Genomic DNA, 13998 nt, shown 5'->3' with positions numbered 1-13998 from the left:
GAGACAGCCCACAGATGTGTGACAGACCGTCAACCACCCGCTCGGCGAGGGGCGGAAGGGGAGAGCTGTCAGCGCGCGAACATCAGCGCGCGCTTGACCTCTTGGATCGCCTTGGTGACCTCGATACCGCGCGGGCAGGCGTCGGTGCAGTTGAAGGTGGTGCGGCAGCGCCACACTCCGTCGATGTCGTTGAGGATGTCCAGACGCTCGGCGGCGGCCTCATCGCGGCTGTCGAAGATGAACCGGTGCGCGTTGACGATCGCCGCGGGACCGAAGTAGCTTCCATCGCTCCAGAACACCGGGCAGCTGGTGGTGCAGCAGGCGCACAGGATGCACTTGGTGGTGTCATCGAAGCGCGCACGGTCGGTTTGGCTCTGGATGTATTCGCGCGTCGGCGCATTGCCGCTGGTGATCATGAACGGCTTCACCGCGCGGAACGCGTCGAAGAACGGTTCCATGTTGACCACGAGGTCCTTCTCCACGGGAAGGCCGCGGATCGGCTCGATGGTGATGGTCAGCGTCTTCTTGGAGTTCTTGGGCAGCAGGTCCCGCATCAGTACCTTGCAGGCCAGCCGGTTGACGCCGTTGATCCGCATGGCATCCGAGCCGCACACGCCGTGCGCGCAGGACCGGCGGAAGGTCAGCGTGCCGTCGAGGTAGCCCTTCACGTACAGCAGCAGGTTCAGCAGCCGGTCCGTCGACAGGCATGGCACGCGGAAGCTCTGCCAGCCGGCTGCATCGGGATCCTCGGGATTGAAGCGCTGGATCTTGAGCTCGACCATGACGGCGCCCTCGGGGACCGGCGGCAGCGGTGGATCTCCTACTTCGGCTTTCTCGATAACCGCGGTCATCTCAGTACTTCCGTTCCATCGGCTCGTACCGGGTCTGGACCACAGGCTTGTAGTCCAGCCGGATATCTGAGAGCAGTTCGGCACCCTGCTTGTAGGCCATGGTGTGCCGCATGTAGTTGGTGTCGTCGCGGTTCGGGTAGTCCTCGCGGGCATGTCCGCCGCGGGATTCCTTGCGGTTGAGCGCGCCCACCACGGTCACCTCGGCGAGTTCAAGCAGGAAGCCCAGCTCGATCGCCTCAAGCAGATCGCTGTTGTAGCGCTTGCCCTTGTCGTGCACCGTGATTCGGCTGTACCGCTCCTTGAGCCGGTGGATATCCTGTAACGCCTGCTTGAGGGTCTCCTCGGTGCGGAACACCGCGGCGTTGTTGTCCATCGACTGCTGCAGCTCGGTGCGGATATCGGCCACCCGCTCATCGCCGTGCTCGGACAGGACATCGGCCACCCAGTCGGTGACCATCGTCGCCGGGTTCTCTGGCAGGTCGATGAAGTCGTGGGCTTCGGCGTATTCGGCCGCGGCGATACCCGCCCGGCGCCCAAACACGTTGATGTCCAGCAGCGAGTTGGTGCCCAATCGGTTGGCGCCGTGTACCGAGACGCATGCGCATTCACCGGCCGCGTAGAGGCCGGGGACGATGTTGTCGTTGTCGCGCAACACCTGTCCCGTGATGTTGGTCGGGATACCGCCCATCACGTAGTGGCAGGTGGGGTACACCGGAACCAGCTCGGTGACCGGGTCGACGCCCAGGTAGGTGCGGGCGAATTCGGTGATATCCGGCAGCTTCGCTTCCAGCACCTCGGCACCGAGGTGACGCACGTCGATGTAGACGTAGTCTTTGTTCGGTCCGGCGCCGCGGCCCTCAAGTACCTCGAGAACCATTGACCGCGCGACGATATCGCGGGGGGCCAGGTCGACGATGGTGGGGGCGTAGCGCTCCATGAACCGCTCGCCGTCGGCGTTGAGCAGGCGACCGCCCTCGCCGCGCACGGCTTCGGAAATCAAGATGCCCAGGCCGGCAAGGCCTGTCGGATGGAACTGGTGGAATTCCATGTCTTCCAACGGAAGTCCCTTGCGGAACACGATACCGAGGCCGTCGCCGGTCAGGGTGTGCGCGTTGGACGTGGTCTTGTACATGCGTCCCGAGCCGCCGGTGGCGAAAACGATTGCCTTGGCGTGGAACACGTGGATGTCACCGGTCGCGAGCTCGTAGGCGACGATGCCGGTGGCCACCGGGCCATTGGGTGTCTCGGTGAGGACGACGTCCAGCGCGTAGAACTCGTTGTAGAACTCGACATCGTGCTTGACGCAGTTTTGGTACAGCGTCTGCAGGATCATGTGCCCGGTACGGTCCGCGGCATAGCAGGCCCGGCGCACCGGCGCCTTACCGTGGTCGCGGGTGTGGCCGCCGAAGCGGCGCTGGTCGATGCGGCCCTGGGGTGTCCGGTTGAACGGCATACCCATCTTCTCGAGATCGAGGACGGCGTCGATGGCCTCCTTGCACATGATCTCCACGGCGTCCTGGTCGGCGAGATAGTCGCCGCCCTTGACGGTGTCGAAGGTGTGCCACTCCCAGTTGTCTTCTTCGACATTGGCCAGCGCGGCGCACATGCCGCCCTGGGCGGCGCCGGTGTGGCTGCGCGTCGGGTACAGCTTGGTGAGTACCGCGGTACGAACCCGAGGTCCGGCCTCCACGGCGGCGCGCATGCCTGCGCCGCCTGCACCGACGATGACGACGTCGTACCGATGTTCCTGGATAGTTGCCGAAGGCATAAACGAGCCCCTAACCGATATTCGGGTTGAAGGTCAGCAGGACGTACGTGCCGAGCACCACCGTGAAGATGATCGACAGCGCCAGCAGGCAATTGAGCCAGAACCGGGTCGAATCCTTACGGGTGTAATCGGCGATGATCGTGCGCATCCCGTTACCGCCGTGCAGTTGGGCGAGCCACAGCATCGTCAGGTCCCAGGTCTGCCAGAACGGGCTTGCCCAGCGCTGCGCCACGAAGTTGAAGTCGAGGCGGTACACGCCGTTGTCCCACATCAGCATGATGAATAGGTGGCCCAGCGCCAGGAAGATCAGGACGATGCCCGACAACCGCATGAAGATCCACGCGTACTTCTCGAAATTGGGCATGCCCGATGCGCGCCGTGGTGCGCGCGGATTGTCCAGCGCGGCAGGGCGGTCGTAGTTGCGCTCCATCACGGGAGCGGGGCGACCGCTGGCGCGAGTGCTCGCGTTCGGGCCGGTCTGAGGAGTTGTCACAGGAATCGCTCCGCCATATGCATCAGCAGCCGGGCGGCCGCCGGAACCATTACCACGAACCAGACAGCGCCGATGATCCACAGCATGAGCCGCTGATAACGCGGGCCCTTCGACCAGAAATCGACGAGGATGACTCGGACGCCGTTCAGCGCGTGATACAAGACCGCCGCTACGAGTCCGAGTTCCATCAGGCCGACGAGCGGGGTCTTGTAGGTCTCGATCACCGCGTTGTACGTCTCGGGGCTCACCCGAACGAGGGCGGTATCCAAGACGTGAACGAAGAGGAAGAAGAAAATCGTGGCACCGGTAATGCGATGCAGGACCCAGGACCACATTCCTGGATCACCACGGTATAGCGATCGCTTGAGGCGATTACCTTGGCGGCCAGATGTGGCCGTTTCGGGCGTCGCAGTCGTCACGTGGGCCTCCAACACCAATGGTGGACTGGGGCCAAGCGGAGCGGTAAATGGGGGCGTCCATGACGCGCAACCGCTGGCCCAACGGTGGTCGGCGAACCGTCAGTGGAACTGTAAACCCATTCCGATGTGGCGCCGAAATCGTGTGAGCGCGAAAAGCGCCGAAATGCACCGTACTCCAAAGTAAGTTAGGTAAACCTTGCACGAGCAAATGATGGCCCGATGTGCGTCTCGTAGGGTCGACAGGGAGGTCTCTCGATCATGGTGATTGACTGGAATGAATTGCGGGACAAGGCATACGCGGTTACCAAGCATGCGTATGCGCCGTATTCGAAGTACCCGGTGGGGGCCGCTGCCCTAGTCGACGACGGTCGCGTGATCGCCGGCTGCAATGTGGAGAATGTCTCATATGGGCTGGGTCTCTGCGCGGAGTGTTCTGTGGTCTGCGCCCTGTTCTCCACCGGCGGGGGCCGGTTGGTGGCGCTGTCCTGTGTCGATTCCCGCGGCGAGCCGCTGATGCCCTGCGGCCGGTGCCGTCAGCTGCTCCTCGAACACGGCGGCCCTGACCTGCTCATCGATCACGGCGACGCGCCACGACGTCTTGCCGAGTTGCTCCCGGAGGCCTTCGGCCCCGACGACCTCGACAGGGGGAGGATCTGATGGCCGACTCATCGCGCGCCTACATCTTTGACATGCCGTCGGTCATCGCGACCAAGCGTGATGGCGGTGAACTGAGTGCGGGAGCGATCGACTGGTTGATCGGTGAGTACACCCGTGGCGACATTGGTGAGGAACAGGTGGCCGCCCTGCTGATGGCCATCTACCTGCGCGGCATGAACACCGACGAAACGACGGCGTGGACCGCCGCGATACTCGCCTCCGGCGAGCGACTGAATCTGTCGGGCTTGACCCGCCCGACCGTCGACAAACACTCCACGGGAGGGGTAGGAGACAAGATCAGCCTGCCGCTGGTGGCCGTCGTCGCAGCCTGCGGAGCGGCGGTTCCTCAGCTTTCCGGACGTGGCCTCGGGCATACCGGTGGCACCCTCGACAAGATTGAGTCCATCGCGGGCATCCGCGTCGACCTCACGAATGACGAGATACGTCACCAGCTTTCCGAAGTCGGGGCGGTGATCTGCGCAGCCGGAGCGTCATTGGCGCCCGCCGACCGAAAGCTCTACGCGCTGAGGGATATCACCGGCACCGTGGAATCGATACCACTTATCGCCGGGTCGATCATGAGCAAGAAACTCGCCGAGGGCACGGCTGCGCTGGTACTGGACGTCAAGGTGGGCGCGGGCGCTTTCATGAAGTCTGAGCAGCAAGCGCGCCAATTGGCCTCGGCGATGGTCGATCTGGGTACCGCACACGGGGTCGTCACCAGCGCCTTGCTCACCGCGATGGATACGCCGCTGGGGGCCACGGCGGGAAACGCCATCGAAGTGCAGGAGTCGTTGGACGTGCTGGCGGGGGGAGGTCCCGATGACGTCATCGCGCTGACCATTGCTCTCGCCCGCGAGATGCTCGCCGCCGCGGGCATCGACGGCAAGGACCCGGTGACGACCTTGACCGATGGCACCGCGATGGATGTGTTCCGGGCGATGATCCGTGCGCAAGGTGGCGATCTTTCGGTGCCGCTGCCGGTCGGGCGGTGCCAGGAGACCGTGCTCGCCCCGTCCAGTGGTGTCATGCACCGGATCGACGCGATGCCGGTCGGGATCGCCGCGTGGCGGCTCGGGGCCGGGCGTAGCCGTCCCGGCGACACTGTGCAACACGGTGCCGGGGTGCGTATTCACCGACGTCCGGGCGAATCGGTTATCGCAGGCGAACCGCTGTTCACGCTGTACACCGACACCGCCGAACGCATGCCGGCCGCACTCGAAGCTCTGGACGGTGGTTGGGACATCGGTGCGGCACCCACCTCCGCGCCACTCATCATCGATAGACTTTCGGTGTGACGGCCGAACTCGATTTGGTGTCAATCACCCAGGCTCCCAAAGCGCTTCTCCATGACCATCTCGACGGGGGGCTGCGCCCGCGCACGGTCCTTGATCTGGCCAGGGAGGCCGGGTACGAGAACCTCCCTGCCGAGGACGAGAGTGCTTTGGCCTCGTGGTTCCGCACCGCCGCCGATAGCGGCTCTTTGGAGCAGTACCTGGAGACCTTCGCGCACACCGTGGGTGTGATGCAGACGGCGACCGCCTTGCACCGAGTCGCGGCCGAGTGCGTCGAGGACCTCGCGGCCGATGGCGTGGTGTATGCCGAGATCCGTTTCGCGCCGGAGCTTCATATCGACGCGGGTCTCACGCTCGATGACGTCATGGACGCCGTGCTGGCCGGATTCGCCGACGGGGAGCGGCAGGCGCTGGCGGCAGGTAAGCGCATCAAGGTGCGCACGCTGGTCACCGCGATGCGGCATGCCGCCCGGTCGCGCGAGATCGCCGAACTCGCCGTGAAGTTCCGCGATCGCGGTGCCGTCGGGTTCGATATCGCCGGAGCCGAGGCGGGCTATCCACCGAGTCGACACCTCGACGCCTTCGAATACATGCGGAATGCCAACTCTAGGTTCACCATCCATGCCGGTGAGGGATTCGGGCTACCGTCGATCCACGAGGCGATTGCCTTCTGCGGTGCCGATAGGCTCGGCCACGGGGTGCGCATCGTCGACGATATCGAGGTCGCCCCCGACGGATCGGCTCACCTCGGCCGGCTGTCATCGCTGTTGCGTGACAAGCGGGTGCCGCTGGAACTGTGCCCGAGCTCGAACGTGCAGACGGGTGCGGTCGACAGCATCGCCGATCATCCCTTCGACCTGCTGGCGCGGCTGCGATTCCGGGTGACCGTCAACACCGACAACCGGCTGATGAGCGATACCTCGATGAGCCGCGAAATGCTGCGCCTTGTCGACGCATTCGGATACGGCTGGAGCGACCTTCAGCGGTTCACCATCAACGCGATGAAATCCGCATTCATCCCGTTCGACGAACGGCTGGCGATCATCGATGACGTCATCAAACCGGGATATGCGGTCCTAATCGGTTAGTCGCGCCAAGACCGGGGCGGTCACTCGCGGCGGAGCCGCGCTTCCATGGCACGTTCCAGGGTCCGCCAGCTCTCGGCTGCGTCGGCGAATGGGCCGCTGGGCTCGTCGTGCTTATCCGGTTCGAGCAGATGGCCGACTAGCTTGCCCAGTGAGGTGTCGCCGTCCAGTTCCGTGTCGAGGCTGTCGTCCTCGGAGTATTCGGCGACATCGGTGAGGAGTTCCACGGCCAGCTCAAGCTGGTCGCGGTCCACCTCGTCGATACCGTCTTCCAGGTCGTCGGCGAGCCCGGTGAACACGTAGATGTTGTCATCGGTGATATCGATCCGCAGCGAGCCGTCGGTGGCCGCGGTGCGGATGTCGTCATAGGTGCTCAGGTCGGCCAGATCGTGATCGTGTTCATCGGCAAGGTACCGGGCCAGTGCCCGCTCGGAACCGAACACACTGATTCTGCCATTGCGCCCTAGGAAGATCGGCTCGTCGTTGAGATAGCAGCGCAGTGTGTAGAACGTGCCCGAGTTGGTGATCATCTGGATCGGGTCGATACCGACCGCCAGCCAGAAATCCTCGTCGCCGCCGAGAACTGCGTCGTCCTCCACAACGTCGTCGTCTGCGGATTCCTCGTCTTCGTCTTCGGACTCGTCCTCGGTGTCATCAGTGTCGTCGGGGTCGTCTGGGTCCTTTTCGGCGCTCTCGCTGTCCGTATCGGACTCCTCGTCGAGTAGTTCCAGGTCGTCGTCATCCTCGAGGTCGTCGTTGTCGACGGCGTTCTCGGCGGCGGCAAGCAGCTCGGCGTCAGCGGCGGCGGAAAGTTCCTCATCGACATCCGGTGTTGCGGCGATCTCGTCGATCGCGTCGACCACCGCGTCCCACGACTTGCCGACGATGGCACCGATCTGGTTCCACCGCTTCAATCCATCTTTCCCCGTGAAGCTTTCGGCACCGCCGGACAGCGTGGTGAGCACCGGGTTGCCGTTGATGAGTTTGTTGATGGGGGCCAGCTCGCAGACGGCGCCGATAGAGGCCACGATCGCCAGGGTGGCGCGCAGCGTCTCAACGGCGTCCTCACTTGGCTTGTCGGCAACCAGCTCCGGCACACCGATCAGGTCGAAGCGATTGTCGTCGTCGGGCTCAAGCTCGTCGGCCGACAGCGACCCCAATGCCGACCACGCGGGGTGGTCGACGAGGTCGTTGTCGTTGTCGGTCCGCACGAAGGCCACCAGATCGGCGACCGACTCGAACACGAATAGATCGTCGTCCTTGCCGAGAAACGCCTCCCACTCGTCTCCGGCGTCGCGCCACCGCGGGGCCCACAGGGTGACCACGTCACCTTCTGTGAGGCCGAGTTCGATGGGAACGATGTCAGCAGCCATGCGGCAAGCCTATCCAGAACGGTTGGGCTGAGGGAAAGACCCACCACGCGAGCCGGTGTATGCGTGGCCGCGCGAGCCGCCCGCGCCACGGCGTTTCACTACGCGGAGTCCGCCGACAGCGCGGCAGTCAGAGTGACGAGTGCCGCGAAAGCATTGTCACGCAACGCGAATTTGGTCGCGGACGCATGTACTCGAAGCCACCCACCCGACGTGGCTCGCACCCGTAGTACGCCGGCGGTTGATCCGGCTCGGAGCTGCTCTCGCATGGCGTGCGCCAGGGCCGCGTCCTCAGGATGGATGCTGTCGGGTCGATCGGGGTCATAGCGCCATGCCAGGTCGGGGTAGGGCGTGTCGATCCATTTGAGGACCGCGAAGGTGTCGACATTGATGAGCAGCCGGTGGACTCCGGGGGCGGCGACCGCCTCCAGGATCTGCTGCGCCAATCCCACCTGTGGCTCGGCGGGGGTGTTCTCCACCCGCGTGCACACGATTCTGTTGATACGCTCCACGGCTCCTGCCGCATTGGTTTCCTTGGATGCCCGTCCGGCGTAGTGAACTTGGAGGACGTTTCCTTGGTAGTCGGCGGCCAGACAAGTTCCGCAAAAAGTCGCCTCAAGTTCGGGGTTCACGACATTCGCCATCAATTCGACGTTGTGCGGACTTGGTAGTACAGGGGCAAGACCTTCGGCGATGGCTTGTTTCTCGGACCTGTTGTGCGGGTCGAAACCCATCACATCGAAGTACTCGGCGGTGAGCGTCGTGACCGATGTGTCCAGATCACCTAGGCATGCCCCGGCGATGGGCCGTCGCGGCGGTTCGAGGTCTGCCGGGCCGAACCACACCTGGACGCCGTGGACGTTTACCTGCCCCATGGATATCGGATGCACGCGCACGATGCGGTCCCGTGCCGGGGTAACAGCCACCGCTGGTTCGCCCGTACGCCGACATTCGGTGATCGCCGCCTCGATCAGTGGACGGTGCCGGTTGCGGCCCAGCACCGACTCGAGCGGCGTCATGTTGCGGGCCTGCAATCCGATGGCTATGACCGTCGGCTCATCACCAAGGGTCTCTAGCAGCATCCAATCGCGTGACATCGCAGGATGTTAGCAATTATGGGCGATCTCGCGGGGGCCCGAATCTGACCCGGATCGGGGTGTCGCCGCCGCGGCACTGCGATGGGCCGCTTACACGAAGAGCATCAGGCCGCGGGCCGACGCCGGTGGGTGATGAGTGCGACGGTCGCGTCCTCGCTGAGTCTGACCACTCGGGTAGAGCAGTGCAGCGATTCCCAGCTGTCGTCATGGCATCGGAACCTGATGACAGCCTCGGTGGTACCGAACACGGCATTGTCGATCATGAAGTTCAGATTCGCCTCGTCATCCGGATGAATCTTGGGTCGGCCCTGCGGGTCGAACTCCCAATGCCATTCCGGTGCAGGCGGATCGATCCACTTGATCAATTTGCGCGAGGCGATCATGACCAGCGCCCGATACGCGCCCGGCTCGGCGGTGGCCTCGAGGACCTGTTGTTCGAGTAGCGGAATGGGTAGCGCCGGGCTGCCGACACGCAGGTTGATCGCGCGCCCCAGACGCTCGGGGACGCCCTCGTCGTTGGGTTCCAGAACTAATCGGCTTGCGAAGTGACACAGCGTGGGATTTCCGTCGCTGTCGACACCCGGCCAGGTGGCGCTGTAGGTCATGCCTTCGGTGGCGGTCACGATAAGCCCCAGGACATCCGTCTCGCCGGGATTAGGCGCCACGTAGCGGTACAGCTGCGGCATGCTGATCTCCGCGTGTGGATCCGAAGGGGCCATTCCCATGGCCAGGGCGGCGCCGTCGCTCATGTACAGCGCTCCGGTATCGGCGTTGAGGACCACCGCACCGCCCTCGGCGGGAGGATCGGCGGGTGGGGGTGTAGAGCCCGCCCACAGCCATACCCCGTGTACCCGACCGTCGGGCATGGCGACCGGACGGACGTCGATGACCACATCCAGATCGGGTGGGCCGATCGTGGCGGCCTTGTTGGCCTGTGTTGCCGCGGCGACCACCCGGCGAATGAGACCAAGATTTCGATTACGGCGAAGGAATGCGCTGAGGGGAACCATATTCCGCGACTGATTTCCTGCTGCGATGACTGTTGGCTCGTCGCCGAGGGTTTCCAGGAGAAGCCACTCGCGCGCCACCTGCGAATGTTATCAGCGGAGGTACCCGTAGCAATTGAACGACAGTGCTAGGCGCGCAATTGTTCGAGTATTCCGAAAAGGTTGCGCGGGCAGCTCAGAAGCGATATTTTTTGGCTCGCTCCCGCGATCGGCGGGCTAAGTACGGACCCTGTGTCTTCGGGCCGTGCCCGCAGCGTGGATGCGCTATGTTCGGCGGCCGCTCGACCGCAGACAAGCCCATCTTTGGTCGCCGCGAGCACCTACCGGTGCATCTATGAGGGGTCGGTAGGTGTGACGGCGACCATGGACAGCCGATGTAATTCGAGACGCCGTCGGGACACCTTGCTCTTGCAGCCCGGGACGAAAGGGCGAATGGTGAATGATCCCAAATGGCGAATGGTTGTCGATCGGTCGGCATGTATCAGGTCAGGAAAATGTGTTTCCTTGGCGCCCAAGCACTTTTCTTTCGAATCTGCGGGGGCTCGGCCAATTAATACGCTCGTCGAGCCTGGCACGGTGGTTATCGATGCAGCCGAATCATGTCCGGTGGAGGCCATCAGGGTGTTCAGCGCGCTCAGCGGTGAACAGATCGCGCCCTCGTCGCTCGACTAGGGCTGCGGGTCCTTCATATCGACCATCAGTTGGGCGAACACCCGTTCGCGGTGATCGAATGCCTGACCCGCGGCGGCTGCGGCGGTAGCCACAACGATCTGCCCGACGAGCCTCGGGGACAGCTTGGTGACCGAGTCGTCAAGCTTCAGGTTGGTCAACGCACCGTTGCCGTTGGCTTCCGCCTCGACATGGCCCTGCGCCGAACGTGCCCATCCGCGAAGATCTTTCAGCTCGTCGACCGCGCCGTTGAGGATATGGCCGCCGGCGCGGGCCTTCGTCATGGTCTCCTGATACTGCTGTTCGAGTGCCTTGAAGAAGGTGAGGTCTGGCTCCGTCATCAGGATCTCCGTTCCATCTGCTCTTCGGATTGGCGCAGTTCGAGGTCGGCGACCTGGGCGGGCGTCGCCAGACCGAGCTTGTCCAGGATGTAGTCCGGGATACCGGTTTCAGCGAGTTCTTCGCGGCGGGCCGCTCCGCAGCGCGCGGCACCGAGTTGGCACAGATTCAAGATTTCCCGTGCCAGTGCTGACGCGCCGCGGCCGAGCAGGTCAGGTTCGACCTGAACCTCAAGCGGCAGACCGAATTCGGATACCTTGACCCGCAGCGTGCGAGCACGATTTGTCATGTCGATGCTCGCACGCGGCTCGGGCCGCGGCACTCCCGAACTAGGAAGTGGGTCGGAAGAATCCATGGAATCCCTGCCCGGCGTTGGTGGTGCGGATCGGGGAGATCTGCACCGGGTCACCGGCCTCGACCATCATGCCGTTGCCGATGATCATGGCGACGTGGCCATCCCACACCGCAAGGTCGCCCGGCATGACCGAGCCCTGGTCGACGTGGATACCGACACCCTGCTCCTGGGCGAGCCGGGGGATGTTGACGCCGGACTCTCCGTACGCCCACTGGGTCAGGCCGCTGCAGTCCAGGCCGACACCGGGCTTGGTGCCACCCCACTCATAGGGCACACCCACCTGGCTGAGCGCCTTGCGCACCGCCTCGGCGGCGGAGGCGTTCGGGGCCTGGCTGGTGCTGCCATCCGGGAGGAACAGCTGCGCACCCTTACCCATGCTGCGGGGGTCGAGCAGCATCTTGGCCGCATTGGCGTTGGCGCCACCCAATCCGCTGCTGGTACCACCGGCAGTGCTGGACGCATGGCCGCCACCGCCGAACGGATTGTTGAGCGCGCCGGCGGCAATGCCGCTCATGTTGGCACCGCCCAGGGCGCTACCTGCGCCGCTGCCTCCACCGGCGCCACCGAGCAGGCCAGTGAGGGCCTGCGGAATCTGGCCGAGGCCTTGACCCATCGAGCTCATGGTCTGGGTGACGCCGCTGGCGGCACCGGACAGTGCCTGGGTTCCGGCCTGGAGACCGCCCTGCATCGCCGACATGGCGGGCTGGACGCTTCCGGACGCGGGTGTCGAGGGGTTTCCCATGTCGGCACCCGCCATGCCTGTCAGTTCACCGGCCTGTCCGCCTAGCTCACCCTCGAGCGTCGCGGTGTAAGCCGAGACCTTGGTGGTGCACTCGGCTGCTGCTTGGGCGAGCTCAGCGGCAGCGGGAGGGAAAAGCCCAATCAGCGGTGTCAGCATCTCGGAGGTGTGTTGGAACTGTTGCAGGGCCTCCGTGATCAGGGTGCCGGCCCGGGTGGTGGACTCGGATGCCTGTCCGACATTGGCGCCCATGGAGCCGCTGCGGGTGGCCATGCTGCTCAGCGCCTGGCCGGCCATGCCGGCGAACTGCCCCAGAGCCTGAGCTGCCGCACCGGCGAAGGAGCCGATGAGCTGGCTGCCCGCCTGCATGCCCTGTTGCATGACCTGTTGCATGACCTGCATGCCGCCCTCCAGCATCTTGCTGGGGTCCTGGCCTTCCTTGAACTGGCCGTTACCGACCGTGCCCGCCATGTCCATGGCCGAGCCGATCAGATTGGCCGAGAAGGGGTTGTTCTCGAAGCTTGGGTAGTTGGTATTCGTCGCCTGCGACAGGTGCTCGGACGAATACGGCTTTGTCTCAACCATGGTTACGCCTCGATTCCCTCGACGGTGGCGCTGATGTTCTGGCCGACGTTGTCGTCATCGTCGTCGTAGCCGTTGCTCGCCAGATTGGTGCTGACACCGGACTCGGTGACGCCCATTGCGAGCTGACCGACGTCCATCCCTTGCTTGGCGGAGGTCATGGCGAATGCGCCCAGGTAGTGCGCGCCAATCGGACCGAAGATCGGCGCCAGTGCGGCGACCGGGAAAATGCTGACTGCGGTGCCCACCGCCGCGAGCGTTCCGCCCATCCCCGTCTGAACCCCGCCAACGCCACGCAGAATGTCTGTGTCAGCTGCTAGTCCGTCTGCCATGTCCCCTCCATCTCATCGGTGGCGGCTACCTGCCCGGTTTCGGGCAGTTTTTGCCTTGTAACTGAATACGACGGGGGTGGTGGCGAATCGGTTCCATCTTTCTCAAACTTTTTGAAAGATTTTTTCGGCAACCTGGCTACCCCGTAGTATTGCCTGTTCAGGCTAGCTTGCTCGGCTTTGCTAGGAACGATTTTGAGGCACAGAGGCGCGGTGCGTCGAGAGTGATGCCCGTCACATCCAAGGTTGTCGGGATCGATGCTTGCTGTTCTAGGGTCTCTCCATGCATGTGCATGTAGTCGAGCACCCGCTGGCGGCGGCCCGGTTAACCACCCTTCGCGATGTCGGCACCGATAACGCGGCTTTCCGCGCTGCGCTGCGGGATCTGACGCTGATGCTTGTCTATGAGGCCACCCGTGCGGCACCGATCGAGTCCTCCACGGTGCGCACACCGGTGGCCGAGACGCTCGGTTATCGGTTGGCCAATCCTCCGTTGCTGGTACCGGTTCTTCGGGCGGGGTTGGGCATGGTGGATCAGGCACACGCCCTCATTCCCGAGGCGCGGGTCGGATTCGTCGGGATGGCACGCGACGAAGAGACATGGCAACCCACCCCATACCTGGAATCTCTTCCGGCCGATTTGTCGGCACGGCCGGTGTTTGTCCTGGACCCGATGCTCGCCACCGGCGGGTCGATGGTCTACACACTCGACCTGCTGCACTCCCGAGGCGCCACCGACATCACCATGCTGTGCGTGGTCGCGGCACCACAGGGGGTCGCGGCGGTTCAGGAGTGCGTTGCGCGGTACGGCGAGTCCGGGGGAATCGAGTCCGCGCGACTGTTCACGGCCACGATCGACGAGGGCCTCAACGAGGCTGGGTACATCGTTCCCGGATTGGGTGACGCGGGCGATCGCCAATTCGGGCCCAGATGATCGGGCCGA

Annotated in this window: 16 protein-coding genes; 5 read left to right on the top strand and 11 right to left on the bottom strand. The window is 64.1% G+C overall.

Annotated elements, in window-relative coordinates; translation table 11 throughout:
• Positions 1-68 precede the first annotated feature (68 nt).
• Genes MLB1_RS04895 through sdhC form a run of 4 tightly spaced genes read right to left on the bottom strand, consistent with a single transcriptional unit; the run spans position 69 to position 3447 of the window.
• On the bottom strand, positions 69-851 hold the full coding sequence (locus MLB1_RS04895; RefSeq protein WP_180748559.1) for a succinate dehydrogenase iron-sulfur subunit: 783 nt from the start codon (positions 849-851) through the stop codon (positions 69-71).
• Position 852: 1 nt separating this feature from the next.
• On the bottom strand, positions 853-2619 hold the full coding sequence (sdhA, locus tag MLB1_RS04890; RefSeq protein WP_180748558.1) for a succinate dehydrogenase flavoprotein subunit: 1767 nt from the start codon (positions 2617-2619) through the stop codon (positions 853-855).
• A gap of 10 nt (positions 2620-2629) precedes the next feature.
• Positions 2630-3052: a succinate dehydrogenase hydrophobic membrane anchor subunit gene (locus MLB1_RS04885; RefSeq protein WP_180749694.1), complete on the bottom strand. Its 423-nt coding sequence runs from the start codon at positions 3050-3052 to the stop codon at positions 2630-2632.
• Positions 3053-3108: 56 nt separating this feature from the next.
• The gene (sdhC, locus tag MLB1_RS04880) at positions 3109-3447 is read right to left on the bottom strand and encodes a succinate dehydrogenase, cytochrome b556 subunit (RefSeq protein WP_255485592.1); all 339 of its coding nucleotides are present in this window, start codon (positions 3445-3447) and stop codon (positions 3109-3111) included.
• A gap of 342 nt (positions 3448-3789) precedes the next feature.
• On the opposite strand from sdhC, the gene MLB1_RS04875 reads away from it, so the two are divergent.
• Genes MLB1_RS04875 through MLB1_RS04865 form a run of 3 tightly spaced genes read left to right on the top strand, consistent with a single transcriptional unit; the run spans position 3790 to position 6571 of the window.
• Positions 3790-4188 carry a cytidine deaminase gene (locus tag MLB1_RS04875; protein WP_180748556.1) on the top strand — a complete coding sequence of 133 codons (399 nt, stop codon included), beginning with the start codon at positions 3790-3792 and terminating at the stop codon, positions 4186-4188.
• Positions 4188-5486: a thymidine phosphorylase gene (locus MLB1_RS04870; RefSeq protein WP_180748555.1), complete on the top strand. Its 1299-nt coding sequence runs from the start codon at positions 4188-4190 to the stop codon at positions 5484-5486. The genes MLB1_RS04875 and MLB1_RS04870 overlap by 1 nt, the downstream gene beginning before the upstream one ends.
• Complete coding sequence (locus MLB1_RS04865) at positions 5483-6571, top strand: adenosine deaminase (RefSeq protein ID WP_180748554.1); 1089 nt, start codon at positions 5483-5485, stop codon at positions 6569-6571. Before MLB1_RS04870 ends, MLB1_RS04865 begins: the two co-directional genes overlap by 4 nt.
• A 20-nt stretch (positions 6572-6591) precedes the next feature.
• Here the strand turns inward: MLB1_RS04865 and MLB1_RS04860 are convergent, their stop codons facing one another.
• From MLB1_RS04860 to MLB1_RS04850, 3 genes are all read right to left on the bottom strand, one after another.
• A complete protein-coding gene (locus MLB1_RS04860) occupies positions 6592-7941 on the bottom strand; it encodes a primosomal protein (RefSeq protein ID WP_180748553.1) in 1350 nt (449 codons plus the stop codon).
• A gap of 98 nt (positions 7942-8039) precedes the next feature.
• Positions 8040-9035, bottom strand: a complete 996-nt coding sequence (locus MLB1_RS04855) for a GAF domain-containing protein (RefSeq protein WP_180748552.1) — start codon at positions 9033-9035, stop codon at positions 8040-8042.
• A gap of 104 nt (positions 9036-9139) precedes the next feature.
• On the bottom strand, positions 9140-10123 hold the full coding sequence (locus tag MLB1_RS04850; RefSeq protein ID WP_180748551.1) for a GAF domain-containing protein: 984 nt from the start codon (positions 10121-10123) through the stop codon (positions 9140-9142).
• Between the two features lie 282 nt (positions 10124-10405).
• On the opposite strand from MLB1_RS04850, the gene MLB1_RS04845 reads away from it, so the two are divergent.
• Positions 10406-10714 (top strand): ferredoxin, encoded by a 309-nt coding sequence (locus MLB1_RS04845; protein WP_358146004.1) that lies wholly within the window; start codon positions 10406-10408, stop codon positions 10712-10714.
• Here MLB1_RS04845 and MLB1_RS04840 read toward each other — a convergent pair.
• Genes MLB1_RS04840 through MLB1_RS04825 form a run of 4 tightly spaced genes read right to left on the bottom strand, consistent with a single transcriptional unit; the run spans position 10711 to position 13058 of the window.
• A complete protein-coding gene (locus tag MLB1_RS04840; protein WP_180748549.1) occupies positions 10711-11052 on the bottom strand; it encodes a YbaB/EbfC family nucleoid-associated protein in 342 nt (113 codons plus the stop codon). The two genes, MLB1_RS04845 and MLB1_RS04840, sit on opposite strands and share 4 nt — an antisense overlap.
• Positions 11052-11405 (bottom strand): hypothetical protein, encoded by a 354-nt coding sequence (locus MLB1_RS04835; protein WP_180748548.1) that lies wholly within the window; start codon positions 11403-11405, stop codon positions 11052-11054. Before MLB1_RS04835 ends, MLB1_RS04840 begins: the two co-directional genes overlap by 1 nt.
• Complete coding sequence (locus tag MLB1_RS04830; RefSeq protein ID WP_180748547.1) at positions 11380-12729, bottom strand: C40 family peptidase; 1350 nt, start codon at positions 12727-12729, stop codon at positions 11380-11382. The genes MLB1_RS04835 and MLB1_RS04830 overlap by 26 nt, the downstream gene beginning before the upstream one ends.
• A 2-nt stretch (positions 12730-12731) precedes the next feature.
• Positions 12732-13058 carry a hypothetical protein gene (locus MLB1_RS04825; protein WP_180748546.1) on the bottom strand — a complete coding sequence of 109 codons (327 nt, stop codon included), beginning with the start codon at positions 13056-13058 and terminating at the stop codon, positions 12732-12734.
• A 280-nt stretch (positions 13059-13338) separates the two neighbouring features.
• On the opposite strand from MLB1_RS04825, the gene upp reads away from it, so the two are divergent.
• On the top strand, positions 13339-13989 hold the full coding sequence (upp, locus tag MLB1_RS04820; RefSeq protein WP_180748545.1) for a uracil phosphoribosyltransferase: 651 nt from the start codon (positions 13339-13341) through the stop codon (positions 13987-13989).
• The last annotated feature ends 9 nt before the right edge of the window (positions 13990-13998 follow it).

The organism is Mycobacteroides sp. LB1, from assembly GCF_013449725.1.
Taxonomy (GTDB): Bacteria; Actinomycetota; Actinomycetes; order Mycobacteriales; family Mycobacteriaceae; genus Mycobacterium.
The sequence above is the reverse complement of the archived record's forward strand: the minus strand, read 5'-3'. Positions and strand labels throughout refer to the sequence as shown.